Source organism: Enterobacter cloacae complex sp. 418I7, assembly GCF_050030705.1.
In the GTDB taxonomy this organism is placed as follows: domain Bacteria; phylum Pseudomonadota; class Gammaproteobacteria; order Enterobacterales; family Enterobacteriaceae; genus Enterobacter; species Enterobacter intestinihominis.
In genome coordinates this window covers 4600770-4621275 of the sequence record NZ_JBLGUU010000001.1, presented here as the reverse complement: position 1 = coordinate 4621275, position 20506 = coordinate 4600770, and the positions used below count along the sequence as shown (strand labels likewise).

The window sequence follows — 20506 nt, the reverse complement described above, 5'->3', positions numbered from 1 at the left end:
GACCGGTTGCACCCCTCCGAATTGAGTAGGAGAATGGATGCTGAAAAGTTGATCCATACTATGCGTAAGGTCCGCTGTTTGTGGTGCAATAGCAGGCTCACTTCCGTGGTTGTTCAGGAATACCGTCGTGTTTAAACAAAACCGTGCTACCCACGCGTCGCCACTGCCTGCGGGCATTGTGGAGCTGTCGGTACACAGACCGCCTCACATTTCACATGCCACGCCGGATTTTCTGGCGGAAGAGGTCCCCGTTGCCCTGGTTTACAACGGGATTTCGCATGTGGTGATGATGGCCTCGCCGAAAGATCTCGAGCTGTTCGCCATCGGTTTCTCCCTCTCGGAAGGCATCATTGCGCATCCGCAGGAGATCTACGGCATGGACGTCGTACCGGCCTGCAACGGTCTCGAAGTGCAAATCGAACTCTCCAGCCGCCGCTTTATGGGGCTGAAAGAGCGCCGCCGGGCGCTGGCCGGACGTACCGGCTGCGGCGTGTGCGGTGTTGAACAGCTTAACGATATCGGCAAACCCATTATCCCGCTGCCGTTCACCCAGACGTTCAATCTGGCGCATCTTGATCGGGCGCTTGTGCACCTGAATGACGTTCAGCCCATCGGCCAGCTCAGCGGTTGTACGCATGCGGCGGCGTGGGTATTGCCGTCGGGGAGCATTGCAGGCGGGCATGAAGATGTTGGCCGCCACGTCGCGCTGGATAAGCTGCTGGGCCGTCGCGCTCGGGAAAACAACGTCTGGCAGCAAGGGGCCGCGCTCGTTTCCAGCCGCGCCAGCTACGAGATGGTGCAAAAATCCGCCATGTGCGGCGTGGAAATTTTGTTTGCGGTGTCAGCGGCAACCACGCTGGCGGTTGAAGTGGCGGAGCGCTGCAACCTGACGCTGGTGGGGTTCTGCAAGCCAGGCAGGGCGACAATTTACACCCATCCGCAGCGATTAATTGTTAATCAGTAATTTTGAATGAGTATAGCAAATCCTTCCGCTTTTAGTTGTTCATGATGAGGTCTAGTATTTATCTCATCAAGGCACGGTGCCTTATCTAAACAACTTAACGAAAGGGTTTATCTCATGAAAAGCATCAAAACTTTTGTCGCAGTAATCGCTCTGGCTACATCTTTCGGTTCTTTCGCTGCGCAGACTGTGACCGCATCCGCCTCTACGCTGGACGGTGCAGAAGCTAAAATCGCCGCACAGGCTCAGGAAGCGGGCGCGTCATCCTACAAAATTACTCAGGCATTCACCGGTAACCGCGTACACATGACCGCTGAACTGAACAAATAATTTCGCAGTACCGTCGAAAGAGCGCCCCTGGGGCGCTTTTTTAGTTTATGCCCGCCAGACGCAGCAGCGCCGTCACCACCGCCGCCGCGACGATCACCACAATTAACGGCATTTTGCGCCAGCCCAAAAACACCGCGAACCCCACCCCCAGCACGCGCGCCATCCCGGCAAAATGGTCCCCTTCATAAAACGTTGTCGCCAGCGCGACGGAGAACAACAAAACGGTAGCCGCATCTGAAAGCAGCGCCTGCGACCGTTCAGAAAGCGCCAGCCGGCTGCCGAGTTTTGCCCCGCCGAGACGCATCAGATAGGTTCCGGCAGAAAGAATGGCGATGCCGAGAATAAAGACCGTCATGTTTTCCATTATTTTTTCCTCGCGGCAAGGCCGAGCAAAGAGAGCAGCACCGGCAGGCCCACCGGTGCGAACGGCACGGCTGCCAGCGACAACAACGCGCCGCTACAGGCGCGGATCAGCGTGGTACGGTTTTTAAATGCCGGCACCACTAACGCCAGCAGGATCGCCGGGAACACCGCGTCCAGCCCGATGGTTTCCGGGTCTGGCAGTAGCTTGCCGACCATCGCCCCCAGCACCGCGCCCAGCGGCCAGATGATTGCCACGCCTAACCCGCACAGCCAGTAGGCCGCTTTACGCTGCTCGGCGGTTTTTTGCGACAGGCCAAACACCACGCTTTCATCGTTCATGATATGACAGCCCAGAAAGCTCAGGCCGCGCTTGCCCACCAGGTCACGCACCGTCACGCCGAACGGCACATGGCGCGCGTTTACCAGTAAACCCGCAGCGGCCGCCGCCAGCGGATTGCCGCCGCTCGCCACGATGCCGATAAACATAAACTCGGATGCGCCTGCCAGCACCGTGAGGGAGAGGACAAATGGCACCCACAGCGGGAAGCCGTAGGCCATCGCCAGCGAGCCGTAGGACATGCCGACCACGCCCACCGCGAGGCAGACCAGGACGATCGCTTTTATCGTGTCGCCTTTCAGGCAAGAGAGGTGATTCTTCATACCATTTTAGCCATATCGAACGTATTTCCATTATAATGAACGCATCAAAAACGTTTTACAAGGCGAACGATTCGTTCGTTATAGAGAGAATGAGGCCGTTATTATGACGCAGCCAATCAGCGTAATCGCCAGAAGCCTGGTGCGAGAACGCCTGCGAACCGGGCTCTCACTGGCGGAAATTGCCCGCCGTGCCGGGATCGCCAAATCCACGCTTTCACAACTGGAGTCTGGCAACGGCAACCCTAGCCTGGAAACGCTCTGGTCGCTTTGCGTGGCGCTGGATATTCCGTTTGCCCGGTTACTGGAGCCGCAACAACCCGTCACGCAGGTGATCCGCCGCGGAGAGGGCACAAAAGTTGTCGCCGGGCAGGCGAACTACGAGGCGATTTTGCTCGCGGCGTGTCCGCCGGGGGCGCGTCGTGATATCTACCTGCTGCTGACTCAGCCGGGGGCAGACCGTATTTCCCAGCCGCATCCGCCAGGATCGGTTGAGCATATTATCGTGACCCAGGGGCGGGCGATGGTCGGCCTGATCGACGCGGCAGAAGAGCTCGGCCCGGGAGATTACATTTGCTATCCCGCTGACCAGCCGCATATCTTTAAGGCGCTGGAGCCAGATACGCACGCGCTGCTGGTGGCGGAACAAAACTAAACAGCGGCAAACCCGCTGCCGGTAAGACGACAGCGGGGCGATAAAATGAGACTAAGATCATAAAACAAAATATCCATATTAAATATATTCGACCATTAAATCATTTATGGCGTGAATTGTTCTTTGTACTTTAATTTAAGTTTAATACAGTTTTTAGAATATTTAATCATTTGGATTATAAATAAATATGAAAGACTAATTGTTCGTTTATGCGAGAATTCATTGGGTTAGGTGGGAGACGTCACGTTTAATGGCGATACTTTATCCTGTTAACCTTTTTTTGTTATTCATGGAATTTATGTGTGATTACCTTGTTTTTTCGCAGGGCTGCTTATTTTTATGATTTGTTAACCTCTGAAATATATTTACACATAATTTTTATAGGGGTATGTTTGTTCTAAGAAATAATCATTATTCGCGCATTGGCTCTTATAACGATAAGGGCATGTAAAGGAGACAATAAAAATGAAAAAAAGAGTGCTGGTAGCATTTATTGTATCTGTCGGAGTAAGTGGCGCTGTCTATGCAAATAATACCGTACGTTTTTTAGGAGAAGTTACCGATCAAACCTGTACCATAAAAATTAATGGCACCGATTCTTATCCGGTTGTCCTGTTGCCTGCCGTCAGTAAAAGCGAGCTGACGGCTGCGGGGTCCAGCGCAGGGCAAACGCCTTTCACTGTGACGTTGAGCGGCTGCGATGTTACTGCGACGTCGTCATCTTCGGCAGGCGTACGTTTTGTCAGTAATTATCTGGACGGTAACAACCTAAAAAATATCGCGGCGGCAAGCCCGGCGACGAACGTTGCTATTCAGCTACTTGAAGGCACGACCGAGCTGGACTTCACCAGCGGCATAGCAAAAACGTCTATGCAGACGGTAGGTGGAACGAGCGGTCCAGACTCTGTCTCCTTTGATATGGCTGCACGTTACTACTCTTCTGCTGGCGGGGCTACGGCCGGAGCAGTAGAAGCGCAAGCACAGTTCGCAATTACCTATTTGTAACTCTTTTAGGCGCTACTTAACGTAGCGCCATTTATTCCCTATTAATTAGGGAGGTGTATATGCTGTACACTAATAAATGCTGTTTTATTGCTGTAATGGCATTTTTGTCTTCTATTTTTATATCGAACATAGCATCTTCCAGTGTTATTCTTAAAGGTAATAGAATAATTTATTCTGCTGATGCAAAAGATAAGGTTGTAGAATTTTCTAACAATGGTGATACACCGATGCTGGTGCAGGTGTGGCTGGATAAAAATAACCCAGATTCAACGCCAGACACAGCGGATGCACCTTTTATCGTCACGCCACAAATATTTCGGATTAATGCGCTGAATGGTCATGCGCTGCGGCTAAAATTTACAGGGCAGACCCAACAGCTCCCACAGGATCGCGAGTCCGTGTTCTGGTTTAATTATTTGCAATATCCCGCCATTAAATCGTCCGATCTTGCACAGAATCGCCTGGCATTGATTGTAAAAAGCCGGCTCAAAGTATTTTATCGCCCGCCCGGTCTGCGCGGCGACGCCAGTCAGGCTCTGACGCAACTTCAGGTGCAGCGTAAAGGAAATATGCTGACGTTACAAAACCCTACGCCATGGCATATTTCACTGCGCAACGCGCTGTTAACCCGAGGTGAGAAATCTACGGCGGTTGGCCAATCGGTGATGATTCCACCATTTGGCGACACACGCTGGGTTTTAACCGATCCGGTGGCCACATCTGTCACGGTTTACGCCATGAATGATTATGGCACGGCGGTGAGCCACACCTTCACGCTGCCTCGCTAGAAGTCGACATGGAAAGAGTGGGCAGGGAGGGTTTTATGCTCCGACATCGCGCGTATCCCCGGTGTTGTCTGTTTGTCTCGACGCTGACGTTAATCAGCGCCTCTTTCGTGCAAGCGCAAGAAGCGTATGTCTTTGACGCGTCGCTACTTCGCGGGTCTGGCCTGAATAAGGTTGATATTGAACAGTTAAACCAGGATTCAATGATCAAGCCCGGCAGTTATACACTGGATCTATATGTTAACGGTACGCTGGCCGCGAGGGATGACATCGTATTTACAGCCGTGGAACATCGCGTAATGCCGTGTTTTAGCTGGGGTACCTTAAAAAAGATTGGGCTGAAATCGTTGCCGGAAGAGCCTGGAGAAGGCTGCTATCGTCCGGACAATGCGCTTTTTTCCGGCATCACGGTGAGCAGCGTGATGTCGCAAATGCGTGTTGATTTTTCGGTACCACAAACCCTGCTGGATAAACTGCCGCGAGGAGGAATACGTGAAGAGAGCCTGGAGTCCGGAGAAAGTATGCTCTTTCTCAACTACATGGCTAACCAGTACCACGTCACGCAAAAGCAGGATGGCGGTGGCACGACAGACTCCACTTACCTGAACCTGAATGGCGGGTTAAATCTGGGACTGTGGCGCTATCGTCAGCAGTCTGCGCTCAACTATGACAGCGATCTGGGCAGCCATTGGACAACAACGCGGCGCTATGTCCAGCGAGCGATTGTGCCGCTGCGCAGTGAAATGATGATTGGCGAAGGCTACACCGACGGCAGATTTTTTTCCGGGATCAGCTTTCGCGGCGTGCAGCTCACCTCCGATACCCGAATGCGTCCGGAATCTCAGCGCGGCTACGCGCCAGTGGTGCGTGGGATTGCGCGAACCAACGCCAAAGTAACCATTCGCCAGGGCAACAACACGCTCTATGAAACCACGGTCGCGCCCGGTGCGTTTGCGATTGACGATCTTTATCCCACTAATTACGCAGGCGATCTGAACGTCATTGTCACGGAAGCGGATGGGAGTGAAAGTACGTTTAACGTACCCTTTTCCGCGCTGGCGGAATCCATGCGCGCGGGGTTTTCGGAATACAGTGCGACAGTGGGGCGCGTGCGGGACGTGGGCAACAATGACGAATTCAGTGAAATTGTCTGGCAGCACGGGGTAACGAATGCGCTCACTATCAATGCGGGCAATCAACTGGCAAACGGCTATCAGGCGTTTATGCTCGGCGGCGTTTACAGTTCCACGCTGGGCGCATGGGGGATGGACAGCACTTTCTCGCGCGCACGGCTGAACAGCGACGATTACCAAACCGGCTGGATGTCCAGGCTCAACTACAGTAAACATTTTCCACAGACGGGGACGTCGGTTGCGTTGGCGGGCTACCGCTACTCTACAGGCGGCTATGCTGAGCTGTACGATGTGCTCGGTTCACGCGCTGCGCATAATGAGGAGTGGCAATCCTCCACCTGGCGGCAGCGCTCCAGGGTTGAGCTTTCGGCCAGCCAGGCGCTGGACTGGTTGGGTAATATTAATCTTTCCTTCTCTTCACAGGACTATCGCGACCAGAAAAGCCGCGATAAGCAGCTTCAGGCCAGCTGGAGTAAGGCATTTGCCTACGGCATATCGGTGAACCTTACGGCGGCGCGCACCCGACGAATCACCCCATCTTCACAAAACGGCATGGGGAACGCCGTCGACTGGAGCGACGCCTGGCAGGCAAAAACGCAAACGCTGTGGTCATTATCGTTTTCTATTCCGCTTGGGCAGAGTCGCTACTCGCCAATGCTTTCGATTAGCGCTAACCATAGTGATGATGACGGCGGAGATTATCAGTCGACGCTTAGCGGGGTGATGGGTGAGCGCGATCCGCTGAGCTACAGCCTCAACTACGCCACAAACGATCGCGGGGAGCAGTCCGTCTGGGGAGCAAATTTTCAGAAGAATTTCCCTTGGGCCAGCGGCGGCGCGTCGTGGTCTTCCTCCAGTGATTACTGGCAGGCGTCGGCATCGTTACAGGGGGCACTGGTATTGCATCGTGGAGGTATCACGCCGGGACCGTATCTTGGTGACACCTTCGCATTGATTGAAGCACCCGGTGCGGATGGCGCACGGATATCCGGCGGGCAAGGGGCACAGGTGAACGCGTTTGGCTATGCGCTTGCACCATCGTTGGTGCCTTATCAGTTCAATACTGTCAGCCTGGACCCGCAAGACATGGCCGACGATGTGGAACTCCAGACATCGGTTCAGCGTGTTGCGCCATTCGCCGGGGCGATGGTTCGCCTGCGCTACACCACGCTTCAGGGACAGGCCATGTTGATCACTGCGCAGAGGCTGAAAGGTGAGGTTATCCCGATGGGGGCCGCCGTTTACGATGAGTATGACAACAGCATTGGCATGATGGGGCAGGCGAGTCAGCTCTATTTTCGCGCCAGCGACGAGAAAGGCATATTGCGGATTAAGTGGGGGGAGGCCCAGCAGGAAAGCTGTCGGATAGCCTGGCAAAATACGCAGCCGTCGGAACCGTTACGGGTATTAACGTTGCCTTGCCGTTAAGCCCACCAGGGAGGAAATCATGAACAGACTACGTTTTGTCGTCGCGGCATTTTGCCTGATGAGCGTGGCGGCGTTTGCCCAGTGCGAAAAAGGGCCAAAATTCGAGCACACCGAAGAGGACGCAATGGGGACAGGGCTTGCGCTGGGGCGTATCAATGTCAGCAGCATTGACGTTCAGCCGGAAGGTACAGTTTTGGCTAGTAGCGTGGTGCGCTTCTCTGATAATCCGCTCTATAGCAGCCCCGATAATATTTTGTGGGTTTGCGATATTAGCGATAAAAATAACATCTTCGAAATCATTGCCACTAACGGAGATGACCGTTACGGCGGCTACTGGGATATGGGGCAGGCAAGCGGTAATCCGAATGTTTACGGCACCTTATTTAAAAAAGTCGGGGTGCGTTTAACGCACCTTAACTCAGGCACTGTGTTTACCCGAAATTATCAACGGATACCGATGACCCGTTACGCGGTCTCAGACGATGGCAAAAAAATTTATATTCGGGTCAAGGATTTTAGCCCCATTCGCGCCGAGGCGATTCGTCTCAGCGCAGATGTTCCCACCAACACGGGAGCTGGAACCTGGTGTGGCGCTCCGGTGAGTAGCGGCAGCTATAGCTGTAATCAGCCCAATGGCTACGTCAGTTTTTGTTCGCCGGGCAGTAAAAATAACGATGCTTACTGTGATTCCGGAGACTCGGCAACCAGTTACACCGGGTGGGGTTACGATAACTGGATGGCGTTAAACATGGGAACGGCACCTGTCTCAACGCTGACCACCATCGCTACGTGCGTGGCGAAAAACGTCACGCCTGTGGTCGTGTTCCCTTCTATTTCGCGAACTGAGCTGGAAAGCGGCAAAGCGGCGCAAGCCAATTTCAGCGTGACGGTTCGTTGTGAAAATACAGCCGTCGGCGGTGTGGCGCAAAACCAGACGGCGCTGGGGTTACAGGTGCCTTACGAAAGCTTTCTCGCCGCGCAAACTCTTGGGCTGGTAAACAGCAGCGGCGGGGTGAGCCATCTCCTTTCCGAGAATTACGGACAAACCGGTATGGCAAGGGGAGTGGGGATACAGATTGCTAATGCCAGCGACGGTATAGTTCGCCAGTTCCTCGGTTGGGATCGCTGTACGACCACCAGTTGCGCAACGGGCAATAGCGGTGGCTGGTATCCCGTCAATGTAGGGGCAACCCGAATTGCAGGATCAGGGAATACCCAGGACTACCTGATTAACTTTAATGCTTCACTGGTGCGTTTACCTGACGAGGCGATCGCTGCCGGTAAGGTAGATGCCAGGGCGTATGTTTGGGTGAAAGTGCAATGATGCGTATTTCTCTGTTATTGCTATGGATGCTTGTGTCCTGGCCCTGCGCAGCGGGCATTATTGCCTCCGCAACGCGTGTGATTTTTCATGAAGGCGAAGCGCAACAGAGTCTGATGCTGGTGAATACCAATCCGTGGCCGGTAGTCGTGCAAACCTGGGTGGATGATGGCGATATCAATCGCGAACCGGGAAGTGTTAAAACGCCGTTTGTTGCGGTGCCGCCGTTGTTTCGTCTGGAGCCTAAGGGCGTACAAGGGCTACGTATCATGCACAACAAAGCGCGTATGCCCACTGACCGGGAATCGGCATTCTGGCTGAACATCTATGAAATCCCGCCTACCGGAAGTGTTGCCACACAACAACAAAGCATGGTGCTGACGATGAATACACAGATGAAAATATTCTGGCGTCCGGCGTCGCTCAACAATCCAGAAAGCGCGTGGGCGCGATTAACCTTTCATCGCGAGGGTTCTGTGCTGGTTTGTCATAATGATTCGCCTTACTTTGTCTCTTTTGCGGGCATTAACTTTAAGGCAGGCGAAAAGCTGTATCCGGTGACACAACTACCCGACATGATGGTTGCCCCCTTCGGGGAGAAGCGCTACGCCTTTGCCGCCAATGCCCCCTTCTCCGGGCAGGTGCAGGGGGAGTTAATCGACGACAACGGTAATAGCGCTGTTTATAACTGGCCGGTTAAATAACGCGACCCGACACAATATGCCGGGCCATGGCTCAGTCCAGGTAAAACACCTCGTTCAGCTCCGCACTCACCGGGCTGTTGTCCGGGTTAGACGGCATAACGTCAGCCATATGTTTCCACCAGCGCTGGCAGACGTCGGTGTTTGCCACCGCGTTCCAGCGCTCTTCCGATTCAATCTCCACTGTCGCAAACAGCAGGTTGCGGGCTTTGTCGAGGTAAATGGCGTAGTGGTGCGCGCCGTGGGCTTTCAGTACCGCTTCCAGCTCAGGCCAGATCGGGTTGTGGCGGCGCGCATACTCCTCGTGCGCATCCGGGTTTACCTGCATCACAAACGCTTTGCGGATCATAATGCCTCCAGGTACAGCTCGCGGACCTCATCGCGGCTGGCGGTACGTGGGTTGCACGGCGCGCACGGGTCAGCGAGCGCTTTATCCAGCCAGCCTTCAATATCGGCTTTGGTGACGCCGAGCTGGCTAAATCCGGACGGAATGCCGACCCGGGCGCTCAGATCGCGAATCGCCTGAATGGCGGACATGCTGGCCGCTTCGTCGCTCATGCTGCGCGTGTCAACGCCCATCGCCTGTGCCACACGGGCGAATCGGGCGACCGCGTTCGGGCGGTTAAAGTTTTCGATGATCGGCAGCAGGATGGCGTTGCAGACGCCGTGCGGCAGGTTGTGCGTCGCGCCCGGCTGGTGCGCCAGAGCATGCACCAGCCCCAGCCCGGCGCTGTTAAACGCCATGCCCGCCAGATACTGCCCAAAAGCCATCTGCTCGCGCGCTTCCAGGTTGTGACCGTCGTCGACCGCTTTCGGCAGCCAGAGGTTGATCAGACGAATGGCTTCCAGCGCGTTGGCATCGGTCAGCGGGTGTGCACCTACGGACACGTAAGCTTCAATGGCGTGGGTTAGCGCGTCCATGCCGGTTGCGGCGGTCACGGAGGCCGGAATATCGAGCATCACGCTGGCATCGTCCACGGCGATATCCGGGATGATGTTCGGGTCGATGATCACCTCTTTCACCTGACGCGCGGCGTCGATGATCACCGCGTTGCTGGTCATCTCCGCTGCCGTGCCTGCGGTGGTGTTGATCGCCACCAGCGGCACGCCCGCGTTTTTCACCTTGCCGACGCCGGAATAATCGGTTGACGGACCGGGGTTGGCGGTGAGGATTTTGATTGCCTTGGCGGTATCAATCGGGCTGCCGCCGCCAAAGGCAATCAGGTAATCACACTCTGCATCCTGATATGCCGCATAGCCTTTTTGCACCAGCGCTTCCGTCGGATTCGGGAATACCTCATCGAACAGGTGATACGACATCTGATGGGCGTCGAGCGCGGAAAACAAACTGTCGAGCAGGCCCAGCTTCACCAACTGGCCGTCGGTGACAATCAGCGCTTTTCCCCACTGTTTGTTTGCCACCAGATTGACCATATCGCCGATCGCGCCCGCGCCGTGCAGGCTGATTTTGGGGAGTGCCAACATAAAGCTCATGATAATTCTCCTTAATATGCTTTTGAGGTAATCCGTTCCCCTCACCCTAACCCTCTTCCCGGAGGGGAGAGGGGACTGCTCGGTGCGGCTTTTCACCCTCTCCCCTCAGGGGAGAGGGCAGGGGTGAGGGGCAATTTAATTCCGTCTTCGCTGCATCATCCGGCGGGTAATAATCGGCAGCGAAATCACCACGATCAGCATCGCGCCGATAATCACCGACATCACAATGCCGGGCACGTTGAGCAGGCTCAGGCCGAAGGTCACCAGCCCCATCAGGAAGGCGGCGATAATCACGCCCACCATGCTGCCGGACCCACCGAGAATATTGACGCCGCCGAGCACCGCCATCGTCACCACCGCCAGCTCCCAGCCCATCGCGATGGTCGGGCGGGTGCTGCCCAGACGCGAGGTAAGCAGCACCGACGCCAGGCCGGACATCAGCCCAACCAGCGCGAAGAGGATCAGGTTGTGGCGCTTCACGTTGATGCCGGAGTACCACGCGCCGGTCGGGTTGTTGCCGATGGCGTAGGTGCGGCGGCCAAAGTTGGTGCGGTGCAGCACAAAGGCAAACAGAGCGGCCAGCACGATAAACAGCGCAAACTCAAACGACAACGCGCCCCAGACGTAGCCCTGGCCGAACCAGGCGAAGCTCTCCGGGTAGCTGTTCAGCGCCTGGTCCCCGAGCAGGATGTAGGTGATCCCGCGGTACAGGCTCATGGTGCCGATGGTGATGACGATGGACGACAGGTTAAAGCGCGTCACCAGAATGCCGTTGAACAGCCCGCACAGTAGCCCGACGCCTAATCCCACGCAGACCAGCAGCGGCGTATCGACGCCCGCCGCCGCGCAAAAGCCCATCACCGTGGAGCTGAGCGCGATGGTGGAGGCTACCGACAGGTCAATTTCCCTGGCGATAATCAGCATCGCCATCGGCAACACGATGATCGCCTTTTCGGTGAAGTTGAACGTCGCGTCGGAGAGGTTCCAGACGTTGAGGAAGTAAGGCGAGGCGAGCGCGTTCACCACGAACACCGCCAGCGTCACCGCCAGCAGGAACCCCTCCCAGCACAGCAGACGCTGGAAGATGCCCGGCGCAGAAGTGGGTTTGATTGCTTCAGATGTCATCATTTTGCTCATGATTTCACCGCCAGTTTCTGACGTGCCAGCGCCGCATCGCGCAGTATCAATCGGCCTTTACGTTTATTGCCGCGCTCGTTCAGCAGCACCGCTATCACAATTACCGTGCCGGAAATCGCCATCTGCCAGAACGGGGAGACGCCGATCACCGGCAGGGCGTTGTTAATCACCCCGAGGAACAGTGCGCCAAACAGACAGCCGAGCACGCGCCCGGTGCCGCCCATGGTGCTGATCCCCCCAATCACACAGGCTGCCACCACTTGCAATTCAAAACCGTTAGCGACGTCAACATACGCAACGGCAAAGCGCGATATCCACAGGTAGCCGCAGAACCCGGCCAGCAGACCGGAAAGGCAGAAACTAATGAACTGCATTTTTCCGGCGTTGATCCCGGTGTAGTATGCTGCCGTGGCATTACCGCCTGCGGTGTAGAGCGCTCGTCCGGTGCGGCTGTAGCGCAGGAAATAGCCCACCAGCAGCAGCGCGGCGATGGCGCACCAGCTCAGCACCGGCAAGCCCAGCACTGACGCACGTGGCAGGCCGAGGAAATCTGTACCCATCTGGTTTGAGTTCACCCAGCCGCCGCCGGAGAGCAAAAAGATCATTCCGCGGTAGATGCTCATAGTGCCGAGCGTTACCACAATCGCCGGAATGCCCAGCTTCCACACCAGCAGGCCGTTTATCGCGCCCATCAGCAGCCCAAGCACGCTGGCAAGGATCAGCAGCGCCCAGACGGGCACGTCCGGGTAATGGAAATTAATCAGGGCGACAATCATCCCGGTCAGGGCCAGATTGGCCGCCATCGACAGGTCGATGCCTTTCGTGAGCAGCACCATCATCTGCCCGAGCGCGAGGACGATCAGAATGGCGGTGTCGTTAAACATCTCCACCAGGTTGTCCGGCGCGATAAACGATGGCACGCGGCTACCAATGGCGACGATCATCAGGATAATCACCGCGCCCAGCAGGGCTTCGCGGTGTTTTAAGAGTGAGCTAAGCATTATGCCGCCTCCTGTTTTGCACCGCTGGCGGCGCTGACGATGGTTTCCGCCGTCGCGTCTCCCGCCCGGTACTCGGCCACCATCAGCCCCTCGTGCATGACGATAATGCGATCCGCCATGCCCATCACTTCCGGCAGTTCGGACGAGACCATAATTACCGCCAGCCCCTGACTGACCAGCTCGGACATAAACTGATGCACGGCTGCTTTTGAGCCGATATCGATGCCTTTTGTCGGCTCATCGAGGATAATCACGTCAGGGTGCGTCGCCAGCCATTTGCCGATCACGACCTTTTGCTGGTTGCCGCCAGAGAGGGTCTCCACCGCCTGCTTCCAGCTGAAGGCTTTCACTTGCAGGCGTTTGGCGTATTCGTCCGCCAGCTTCCATTCACGGTCGTCATGCAGCACACCGTTCGGATTGAGCTTGCTGAGCTGAGGCAGGCTGATGTTCTGGGCAATCGGCAGGGCGATAATCGCCCCCTGTTTCTGTCTTTCTTCCGGCACGCAGACGATACCGGCTTTGATCGCATCCGCAGGCTGGCGGAAGCGCCGGGGCTGTCCGTTGAGGATAATTTCCCCGGACGATGGCCGCGTGACGCCGGAAAGCGCCTGCATCAGCTCGGTACGCCCGGCCCCCACCAGCCCGTAAAAGCCGAGGATTTCCCCTTTACGCAGGGAGAACGAGATATGCGCAAACTCGGTCGGATGGCAGAGGTTTTTCACCTCCAGCACCGTCTCGCCTTTTTCGCAGTCGATTTTAGGGAAAGTTTGGGTAATGGCGCGCCCGACCATCATCGACACCATGCGCTCCTCGGTGATCTCATTTATTGCACCTGCGCCGACGAACGCGCCGTCGCGCAAAATGGTGTAATGGTCCGCCAGCTCAAAAATCTCGTCGAACTTGTGGGAAATAAACAGGATGGCTTTGCCCTCCTGCTTTAAGCGCTCCACAATCTGGTAAAACTCGAGGATTTCATGCTGCGACAGCGCCGCCGTCGGTTCATCGAGGATCACCACCTGCGCCTCAAACGACAGCGCGCGGGCAATCGCCACCATGTGACGCTGGGCGATGCTCAGGGTTTTCAGCGTCGCGCGCGGGTCGATTTGCACTTCCAGCCGCGTGAGGATCGCCTGCGCCCGGCGGTGCATTTCCGGCCAGTCGAGCTTTTTCAGGAAGCCTTTGTGAAGGTACTGACCGACAAAAATATTCTCGGTGACCGAGAGTTCATCAAACAGCACGGTTTCCTGGTGAATGGCGGTGATGCCCATTTTATGCGCCGACTCCGGCGTCGGGAGATGAACGGGGATCGCTTTATAGAGAATTTCGCCCTCGTCGGGCTGGTAAATGCCGGTCATCACTTTGACCAGCGTCGACTTGCCCGCGCCGTTTTCGCCTATAAGCGCCGTCACTTTGCCGGGCCACAGCGCAAGCTGCACGTTCTCAAGAGCACGCACGCCGGGGAACACCTTGGTGATGCCAGAAAGCTGTAGCAATGGGGTCATGATAGTTCTCCTGGACAGAGGAATTTGTAGGGCGGGTAAGCGGCAGCGCCACCCGCCTTTTGCCGGATGGCGCTACGCTTATCCGGCCTACAAATTGCATCAAAAGATTTTCGAGAACTTATCAATATTGCTGGCATCGTAGACGAACGGCTCGGCCATCGCGCCGTTGCCGTCAGCATCCAGCTTCACTTTGCCCAGTCTGCCCATGCTGGCCTCACCTTTCGTGGCCGTGCCTTTCACCAGGTCATCCGCCAGGTAGGTTGCCGCATAGCCGAGGTCGATCGGGTTCCAGATGGCAAAGCTCTTGCTCGCGCCGGACTTCACCGCGCCCGCCATCTCGGACGGCAGGCCTAAACCGGTGACGTACACTTTGCCAATCTTGCCCTGGTCCTTCACCGCCTGCGCAGCGGCCACGATGCCCACGGACGATGGCGAAACAATCACTTTCAGTTCGGGGTAGGTTTTCAGCAAGCCGACCGCTTCGCGGTAGCTTTTGTCAGAGAGATCGTCTCCGTAGGCCACGGTCACCAGATTGACGGACGGGTACTTCGGCAGCACCTTTTTCATCTCCGCAATCCAGGTATTCTGGTTGGTGGAGGTTGGCGTGGCACTCAGCACCGCCACGTCGCCCTTCTCCACGTTCAGCGCTTTCAGCGCGTCGGCGGCGAGCTTCACGTTGGTTTCGCCAATCAGGGCATTATTGGACGGGTTGAGGTGGATCTGGCGTCCGGCTTTCGCCACCCCGGAGTCCCACGACACAACCTTAATGCCGCGCTGCATCGCTTTTTTCAGCACCGGCACGACGGCGTCCGGATCGTTCGCGGAAATCGCGATCGCATCCACGCCCTGGGCGATCAACCCGTTCAGCACCTCGATCTGCGCTTCCGCCGTGGTGGTGGTCGGGCCGGTATAAATCACTTTCACATCGCCTAACTCTTTGGCCGCCTCCTGCGCGCCGACGTTCGCTGCCTCGAAGAATCCATTTCCTAAGGACTTCGCCACCAGGGCGATTTTCACTTCTGCTAAAGCGGAACCGGACAACGCCAGAGCGGCAACGGTGAGGATCAAGCTTGCTTTTATTTTCATTGCTTTTACTCCACTGACTTGAGTTAGTTGTAGGGATTGCAGGTGGTTTTCGCCCCGTCTCAATGAGCGGGGCGCGATGTTGTTATTGGTACAGATCTAACGCCGACTGCATGGGGGTGACGCCAAAGCGTTTGCCCAGGGCGATCAGCTCTTCCCGGGTGATGGTCTGCTTCATGCCGCCCATGGAATAGACCTTCACCAGCACTTCCGCGGATTTCTCGGCGGTGTCGATCAGGCCGAAGGTTTCATCCAGCGTCGGGCCGCTGCCGAAGACGCCGTGGAACGGCCACAGCACCAGTGAGTGCTTCTGCATGTCCGTTGCGGTTGCCTGACCGATTTCGTCGGTGCCCGGCACCATCCACGGCAGAATGCCGACGCCGTCCGGGAACACCACCAGACACTCGGTACTGCCTTCCCACAGTTTGCGGGTGAAGAAATCAGAATTATTTTCCAGCACGTAGGTCAGAGCGATCAGGTTGGTGGCGTGGCAGTGCATGATCACGCGGTCTTTGCCATTGGTCGCCTTGATGCGCTCGCAGTGGGAGAGGAAGTGTGCCGGCAGTTCAGAGGTCGGCACCGCGTCGTCCGTCAGTCCCCAGAGAATGTGGTAGCCCGCGCCGTCGCTGTCCACCTTCACCACGCCAAGGTTGGCCTGCGGGTCGAGCTGGACGTTGCGGAAGAACTTCCCGGAACCGGTGACGATAAACGGCGTGTTGGCGAGCAGCGGCATCGGCTGGCTCAGGGCGATATAGCGCGGCTTCTGGTGGAAATCGGCGGCAAATGGCTCGATATCCGCGTCGTCCAGGCGTAGCGTCAGGTTGCCGCCGTTGCGCTCATCCCAGCCTTTGAGCCAGGCGTCAGAGGTGGCTTTGATCATGCCCTGGACGAACCAGGAAGTGGTGATGGTCTGCATAGTTTTCATTTCCAGTTATCGCGGTGAGGTTGAACCCCTCACCCTAACCCTCTCCCCAAAGGGGAGAGGGGATGGTTTGCTCCCTCTCCCCTTTGGGGAGAGGGCAGGGGTGAGGGGGCAGTTACCCGCGCTGACTCAACACGTCTTCCTCATATGCCCGCACGTTGTCCAGCCACTGGCTGCCCGCAGGCGCATCGTGACGCTGGCAGTACATCTCCCATACCGCCTGCCACGGCAGGGATTTCTGCTCTTCCAGCAGCGCCAGGCGCGCGGTGTAGTCGCCGTTTTCTTCCAGCTGTTTCAGGGCGGCGACAGGCTCCAGCAGCGCGCGCAGCAGGGCTTTCTTCATGTTGCGGGTGCCGATAACCCACGCCGCGATGCGGTTGATGGAGGCGTCGAAGAAGTCGAGGCCAATGTGTACGCGGTCAAAGAGGTCGTGGCGGATGATTTCGCTGGCAATGGCCTGGGTTTCGTCATCCAGCAGCACCACGTGGTCGCTGTCCCAGCGAACCGGGCGGCTGACGTGCAGCAGCAGACGCGGCACGTAGAGCATGGCGGCGGAAATTTTGTCGGAGATCACCTCGGTTGGGTGGAAGTGGCCGGCATCCAGGCACAGCGCGGTCTGGCGGCTGGTGGCGTAACCCATGTAGAACTCGTTTGAGCCCACGGTGTAGCTCTCTGCGCCAATGCCGAACAGCTTGCTTTCGACGGCGTCGATGTGGTGCGCCGGGTCCAGTTTTTCGCTGATAGCTTCATCCAGCGCGGCCAGCAGACGCTGACGCGGGGCCAGTCGGTCTACGGTGATGTCCTTCATGCCGTCCGGGCTCCAGATATTCATTACCGATGGCGTGCCAAGCTGCTCGCCGAAATACGCCGAGACCCGGCGGCTGGCTTTGACATGGTCGATCCAGAACTGGCGGATTTCGTCGTTGGCGTGCGCAAGGGTAAACCCGTCCGCGCTCAGCGGGTGCGAGAAGCAGGACGGGTTAAAATCGAGACCCAACCGGTTGGCTTTCGCCCACTCCACCCAGTTCTTAAAGTGTTCCGGTTTGATTTCGTTACGCGCGACCGGCTCGTCGGATTCGAGATAAATGGCGTGCAGGTTCAGGCGCTTTGGCCCGGGGATCAGGCTCAGCGCCAGCTCCAGATCCGCACGCAGTTCGGTGGCGTTGCGCGCTTTGCCCGGGTAGTTACCCGTGGCCTGAATACCCCCCGTCAGGGAACCGCCCGGGTTCTCGAAACCGGCGACGTCATCACCCTGCCAGCAGTGCATGGAGACGGGCAGACGGTCGAGCTGGCGCAGCGCCTCTTCGACATCCACGCCGACGGCGGCGAAACGCTGTTTAGCCAGGTCCCAGGCTTGTTCAAGTTGAGTGGTCATGCGCAAAGCTCCTTAGTCAGTCGTTTTTGCTGAAACTGCGCCCGGTAGCGGGCAATTTCATGGCAGGGATGGGGGGTGAAGGTGGTCAGGCTGTTATTCGCCGTCACCACCGAACGGAAATCGTCGACGTTTGAAAGTTCGTCCAGGGTCATCAGCTGAATGCCGATATTGCCGAGCGTGGAGGCTTCAATCGGACCTGCCACCACGGTAATGCCGCAGGCATCCGCGCAGAGCTGGTTCAGCAGCTGGTTCTGGCAGCCGCCGCCCACGATATGCAGTTGTGTGAACGGTTTGCCGCGAAGGTCAGCCAGCTCGCTCAGGATGTCGGCATACAGCAGGGCGAGGCTGTCAAAAATGCAGCGTGCCAGCTCGGCGGGGCGGGAAGGTACCGGCTGCCCCGCTTCAAAACAGGCGGCCTGGATTTCGGCGCTCATGTGCACCGGGTTGATAAAGCGATCGTCGTTCGGGTTGATCAGGAAGGTGCAGGCCTTCAGCGTTTCGGTTTCCGCGATAAGCGCGGGCAGGTCGGTGATGGCCTGCTCTTTCAGCACCCGCTGGAGCAGCCACAGCCCCATGATGTTCTTCAGCACCCGGTAGCGGCCTTCGGCACCGCCTTCGTTGGTGATGTTCGCCGCCATCGCGGCATCGCTGGTGTACGGGGTTTTGCTCTCGAAGCCCATCAGCGACCAGGTGCCGGAAGAGAGATAGGCCGCATCTTTGTCGGCGAGCGGCGAGGCAATGACCGCGCTCGCGGTGTCGTGACTGGCGACGGCGACAACAGGGATTTCATTCCCCTGCGGGCAAAGCCAGTGACCGATCACATTGCCCGGATGGGTTGGCGCGCCGAACCAGGACGGCGAGGCGCCCGTCCAGGCCAGCAGATGTTCATCCCAGTTATCGGTGTTGATGTTGACCAGCTGCGTGGTGGTGGCGTTGGTGTATTCCCAGTTCATATTGCCGGTCAGACGGTAGCTTAAGTAGTCCGGGATCAGCAGCGCATGCGCCACCTTTTCGACCAGCTCAGGCTGTTGCTCAACCAGCGCACGTAGCTGATACAGCGTGTTAAACGGCAGGAACTGGATGCCACTGCGACCATAGATGTGCTCCTTGCCAAGCTGCGCGATGGCGTGCGCCATCAGCCCATCGGTGCGGCTGTCGCGGTAGGAGACCGGCAGGCCGACGCGTTCGCCGTGACTGTCCAGCAGCACGTAATCCACACCCCAGGTATCAATGCCGATACTGTCGATGCGAATACCGTCTTCGCAGACGTTGTGAAGTCCGGTGCGGATCTCTGCTTCCAGGGCGTCGATATCCCAGGTAACAAAACCGTCCTGTTTTTGCAGACAATTGGCGAAACGGTGCATTTCGCGAAGCGTAAGGGTGTGCAGGTCGCAGTCCCAGGTGGCGAGCATTACACGGCCGCTGGATGCGCCTAAATCGACAGCCACACAATGGCGAAAAGTCATGGTCGGGTCCTTTCTTAAGTCATTACCGAGGAGTGTAAGAAAGGGAAGAAATAGCCACCTTCTCGCCACTGACAGCCCAAATCTCGCGCTGGCAAGAAAGCAAAGATGAACGTGAGGGAGTTCACAGTTTCCAGTAATCGCGGGGTTTGCAGGCAGTGTGACGCTGACCGCATTTCCCGATCTTTCCGCCTGTTTCTTGAAAAACCGGCAGCTTTTGCGCGGTTTGCTGTCAAAAATTTAAGGTGAGCGGGGAAGGCCTTAATTACTATTTTGAGAACTTTTCTCATTGGTAGAGGCCGTTATGACCGTACTGCACAGCGTCGATTTTTTTCCTTCGGGGGCTTCGCCGGTTGCGATTGAGCCACGGCTGCCTCAGGCTGCGTTCCCGGAACATCATCATGATTTTCATGAAATTGTGATTGTTGAGCACGGAACGGGCATCCACGTGTTTAATGGTCAGCCGTATACCATCAGCGGCGGTACGGTGTGCTTCGTGCGCGATCACGACAGGCACCTGTATGAACATACCGATAACCTGTGCCTGACCAATGTGCTCTATCGTTCTCCGGATGCGTTTCAGTTTCTCTCCGGGCTGAATCAGCTGTTGCCGCAGGAGAAGGACGGCCATTATCCGTCGCACTGGCGGGTGAATCAGTCCACGTTGCAGCAGGTGCGTCAGCTGGTAAGCCAGATGGAGCAGAGCGAGGATGGACAGGAGACGCACGCCATTGCTACCCGCGAGATGCTGTTTATGCAGCTGCTGGTGCTGCTGCGGCGCAGCAGCCTGGTGGAAGGGCTGGAAAATAACGACGCGCGCCTGAATCAGCTGATGGCCTGGCTGGAAGATCATTTTGCCGAAGATGTCTGCTGGGAAACGCTGGCGGATGACTTTTCGCTCTCGCTGCGCACGCTGCATCGTCAGCTCAAGCAGCATACCGGGCTGACGCCGCAGCGCTACCTCAACCGTCTGCGCCTGATTAAAGCGCGTCACCTTTTAAGGCACACGGATGAAAGCGTCACGGATATCGCCTATCGCTGCGGTTTCGGCGACAGTAACCACTTTTCAACGCTGTTTCGTCGGGAATTTAGCTGGTCGCCGCGCGATATCCGTCAGGGGAAAGACGCGTTGCTTCAGTAACGCGAGGGCAGTCACCGTTTTTTTACCGCAGAAAGGCTAATAATGTCCG

Annotated in this window: 20 protein-coding genes; 9 read left to right on the top strand and 11 right to left on the bottom strand. The window is 56.8% G+C overall.

The window, feature by feature from the left end; all coding sequences use genetic code 11:
• Positions 1 to 127 precede the first annotated feature (127 nt).
• Both fdhD and ACQG0S_RS22215 read left to right on the top strand, forming a co-directional pair.
• Entirely contained in the window at positions 128 to 964 is an 837-nt protein-coding gene (gene fdhD / locus ACQG0S_RS22220) for a formate dehydrogenase accessory sulfurtransferase FdhD (RefSeq protein WP_045308722.1), read from the top strand.
• A 114-nt stretch (positions 965 to 1078) separates the two neighbouring features.
• A complete protein-coding gene (locus ACQG0S_RS22215; protein ID WP_003861966.1) occupies positions 1079 to 1291 on the top strand; it encodes a DUF1471 domain-containing protein in 213 nt (70 codons plus the stop codon).
• Between the two features lie 40 nt (positions 1292 to 1331).
• On the opposite strand, the gene ACQG0S_RS22210 is transcribed toward ACQG0S_RS22215, so the two are convergent.
• Together ACQG0S_RS22210 and ACQG0S_RS22205 are read right to left on the bottom strand one after the other, a co-directional pair.
• Entirely contained in the window at positions 1332 to 1655 is a 324-nt protein-coding gene (locus ACQG0S_RS22210; protein WP_426750778.1) for an AzlD domain-containing protein, read from the bottom strand.
• On the bottom strand, positions 1655 to 2314 hold the full coding sequence (locus ACQG0S_RS22205; protein ID WP_022649831.1) for an AzlC family ABC transporter permease: 660 nt from the start codon (positions 2312 to 2314) through the stop codon (positions 1655 to 1657). Before ACQG0S_RS22205 ends, ACQG0S_RS22210 begins: the two co-directional genes overlap by 1 nt.
• A gap of 103 nt (positions 2315 to 2417) precedes the next feature.
• On the opposite strand from ACQG0S_RS22205, the gene ACQG0S_RS22200 reads away from it, so the two are divergent.
• The 6 genes from ACQG0S_RS22200 to ACQG0S_RS22175 all read left to right on the top strand — a co-directional run bounded on the left by ACQG0S_RS22200 (position 2418) and on the right by ACQG0S_RS22175 (position 9342).
• Positions 2418 to 2966: a helix-turn-helix domain-containing protein gene (locus ACQG0S_RS22200; protein ID WP_023305101.1), complete on the top strand. Its 549-nt coding sequence runs from the start codon at positions 2418 to 2420 to the stop codon at positions 2964 to 2966.
• A gap of 465 nt (positions 2967 to 3431) precedes the next feature.
• Positions 3432 to 3971, top strand: coding sequence for a fimbrial protein (locus ACQG0S_RS22195; RefSeq protein ID WP_022649829.1), 540 nt, complete (start codon positions 3432 to 3434; stop codon positions 3969 to 3971).
• Between the two features lie 59 nt (positions 3972 to 4030).
• Positions 4031 to 4759, top strand: coding sequence for a fimbrial biogenesis chaperone (locus ACQG0S_RS22190; RefSeq protein WP_022649828.1), 729 nt, complete (start codon positions 4031 to 4033; stop codon positions 4757 to 4759).
• Between the two features lie 35 nt (positions 4760 to 4794).
• Positions 4795 to 7317 (top strand): fimbria/pilus outer membrane usher protein, encoded by a 2523-nt coding sequence (locus ACQG0S_RS22185; RefSeq protein ID WP_048965900.1) that lies wholly within the window; start codon positions 4795 to 4797, stop codon positions 7315 to 7317.
• 19 nt (positions 7318 to 7336) lie between these two features.
• Positions 7337 to 8641 (top strand): fimbrial protein, encoded by a 1305-nt coding sequence (locus ACQG0S_RS22180; RefSeq protein WP_022649826.1) that lies wholly within the window; start codon positions 7337 to 7339, stop codon positions 8639 to 8641.
• A complete protein-coding gene (locus ACQG0S_RS22175; RefSeq protein WP_022649825.1) occupies positions 8638 to 9342 on the top strand; it encodes a fimbrial biogenesis chaperone in 705 nt (234 codons plus the stop codon). Before ACQG0S_RS22180 ends, ACQG0S_RS22175 begins: the two co-directional genes overlap by 4 nt.
• Before the next feature lie 31 nt (positions 9343 to 9373).
• On the opposite strand, the gene rhaM is transcribed toward ACQG0S_RS22175, so the two are convergent.
• From rhaM to rhaB, 9 genes are all read right to left on the bottom strand, one after another.
• On the bottom strand, positions 9374 to 9688 hold the full coding sequence (gene rhaM / locus ACQG0S_RS22170) for an L-rhamnose mutarotase (protein ID WP_022649824.1): 315 nt from the start codon (positions 9686 to 9688) through the stop codon (positions 9374 to 9376).
• On the bottom strand, positions 9685 to 10833 hold the full coding sequence (gene fucO, locus ACQG0S_RS22165; RefSeq protein ID WP_048965901.1) for a lactaldehyde reductase: 1149 nt from the start codon (positions 10831 to 10833) through the stop codon (positions 9685 to 9687). The genes rhaM and fucO overlap by 4 nt, the downstream gene beginning before the upstream one ends.
• Before the next feature lie 135 nt (positions 10834 to 10968).
• Positions 10969 to 11970: an ABC transporter permease gene (locus ACQG0S_RS22160; RefSeq protein WP_048965902.1), complete on the bottom strand. Its 1002-nt coding sequence runs from the start codon at positions 11968 to 11970 to the stop codon at positions 10969 to 10971.
• The gene (locus ACQG0S_RS22155) at positions 11967 to 12971 is read right to left on the bottom strand and encodes an ABC transporter permease (RefSeq protein ID WP_022649821.1); all 1005 of its coding nucleotides are present in this window, start codon (positions 12969 to 12971) and stop codon (positions 11967 to 11969) included. Before ACQG0S_RS22155 ends, ACQG0S_RS22160 begins: the two co-directional genes overlap by 4 nt.
• Positions 12971 to 14473 carry a sugar ABC transporter ATP-binding protein gene (locus ACQG0S_RS22150; RefSeq protein ID WP_022649820.1) on the bottom strand — a complete coding sequence of 501 codons (1503 nt, stop codon included), beginning with the start codon at positions 14471 to 14473 and terminating at the stop codon, positions 12971 to 12973. Before ACQG0S_RS22150 ends, ACQG0S_RS22155 begins: the two co-directional genes overlap by 1 nt.
• Positions 14474 to 14572: 99 nt before the next feature.
• Positions 14573 to 15559, bottom strand: coding sequence for a rhamnose ABC transporter substrate-binding protein (gene rhaS / locus ACQG0S_RS22145; protein WP_023298909.1), 987 nt, complete (start codon positions 15557 to 15559; stop codon positions 14573 to 14575).
• A gap of 82 nt (positions 15560 to 15641) precedes the next feature.
• The gene (gene rhaD / locus ACQG0S_RS22140; protein WP_022649818.1) at positions 15642 to 16472 is read right to left on the bottom strand and encodes a rhamnulose-1-phosphate aldolase; all 831 of its coding nucleotides are present in this window, start codon (positions 16470 to 16472) and stop codon (positions 15642 to 15644) included.
• A gap of 121 nt (positions 16473 to 16593) precedes the next feature.
• Positions 16594 to 17853 (bottom strand): L-rhamnose isomerase, encoded by a 1260-nt coding sequence (gene rhaA / locus ACQG0S_RS22135; protein WP_169440836.1) that lies wholly within the window; start codon positions 17851 to 17853, stop codon positions 16594 to 16596.
• Positions 17850 to 19319: a rhamnulokinase gene (rhaB, locus tag ACQG0S_RS22130; protein ID WP_155025053.1), complete on the bottom strand. Its 1470-nt coding sequence runs from the start codon at positions 19317 to 19319 to the stop codon at positions 17850 to 17852. Before rhaB ends, rhaA begins: the two co-directional genes overlap by 4 nt.
• 301 nt (positions 19320 to 19620) lie before the next feature.
• On the opposite strand from rhaB, the gene rhaS (ACQG0S_RS22125) reads away from it, so the two are divergent.
• Positions 19621 to 20457, top strand: a complete 837-nt coding sequence (gene rhaS, locus ACQG0S_RS22125; RefSeq protein WP_022649815.1) for an HTH-type transcriptional activator RhaS — start codon at positions 19621 to 19623, stop codon at positions 20455 to 20457.
• Positions 20458 to 20506 lie beyond the last annotated feature (49 nt).

Excerpts from the sequence above, each read along its gene's own strand:
- ACQG0S_RS22215 (WP_003861966.1), top strand. The coding sequence starts at position 1,079 with ATGAAAAGCATCAAAACTTTTGTCGCAGTAATCGCTCTGGCTACATCT.
- ACQG0S_RS22210 (WP_426750778.1), bottom strand. The coding sequence starts at position 1,655 with ATGGAAAACATGACGGTCTTTATTCTCGGCATCGCCATTCTTTCTGCC.
- ACQG0S_RS22205 (WP_022649831.1), bottom strand. The coding sequence starts at position 2,314 with ATGAAGAATCACCTCTCTTGCCTGAAAGGCGACACGATAAAAGCGATC.
- ACQG0S_RS22200 (WP_023305101.1), top strand. The coding sequence starts at position 2,418 with ATGACGCAGCCAATCAGCGTAATCGCCAGAAGCCTGGTGCGAGAACGC.
- ACQG0S_RS22195 (WP_022649829.1), top strand. The coding sequence starts at position 3,432 with ATGAAAAAAAGAGTGCTGGTAGCATTTATTGTATCTGTCGGAGTAAGT.
- ACQG0S_RS22190 (WP_022649828.1), top strand. The coding sequence starts at position 4,031 with ATGCTGTACACTAATAAATGCTGTTTTATTGCTGTAATGGCATTTTTG.
- ACQG0S_RS22185 (WP_048965900.1), top strand. The coding sequence starts at position 4,795 with ATGCTCCGACATCGCGCGTATCCCCGGTGTTGTCTGTTTGTCTCGACG.
- ACQG0S_RS22180 (WP_022649826.1), top strand. The coding sequence starts at position 7,337 with ATGAACAGACTACGTTTTGTCGTCGCGGCATTTTGCCTGATGAGCGTG.
- ACQG0S_RS22175 (WP_022649825.1), top strand. The coding sequence starts at position 8,638 with ATGATGCGTATTTCTCTGTTATTGCTATGGATGCTTGTGTCCTGGCCC.
- rhaM (WP_022649824.1), bottom strand. The coding sequence starts at position 9,688 with ATGATCCGCAAAGCGTTTGTGATGCAGGTAAACCCGGATGCGCACGAG.
- fucO (WP_048965901.1), bottom strand. The coding sequence starts at position 10,833 with ATGAGCTTTATGTTGGCACTCCCCAAAATCAGCCTGCACGGCGCGGGC.
- ACQG0S_RS22160 (WP_048965902.1), bottom strand. The coding sequence starts at position 11,970 with ATGAGCAAAATGATGACATCTGAAGCAATCAAACCCACTTCTGCGCCG.
- ACQG0S_RS22155 (WP_022649821.1), bottom strand. The coding sequence starts at position 12,971 with ATGCTTAGCTCACTCTTAAAACACCGCGAAGCCCTGCTGGGCGCGGTG.
- ACQG0S_RS22150 (WP_022649820.1), bottom strand. The coding sequence starts at position 14,473 with ATGACCCCATTGCTACAGCTTTCTGGCATCACCAAGGTGTTCCCCGGC.
- rhaS (WP_023298909.1), bottom strand. The coding sequence starts at position 15,559 with ATGAAAATAAAAGCAAGCTTGATCCTCACCGTTGCCGCTCTGGCGTTG.
- rhaD (WP_022649818.1), bottom strand. The coding sequence starts at position 16,472 with ATGCAGACCATCACCACTTCCTGGTTCGTCCAGGGCATGATCAAAGCC.
- rhaA (WP_169440836.1), bottom strand. The coding sequence starts at position 17,853 with ATGACCACTCAACTTGAACAAGCCTGGGACCTGGCTAAACAGCGTTTC.
- rhaB (WP_155025053.1), bottom strand. The coding sequence starts at position 19,319 with ATGACTTTTCGCCATTGTGTGGCTGTCGATTTAGGCGCATCCAGCGGC.
- rhaS (WP_022649815.1), top strand. The coding sequence starts at position 19,621 with ATGACCGTACTGCACAGCGTCGATTTTTTTCCTTCGGGGGCTTCGCCG.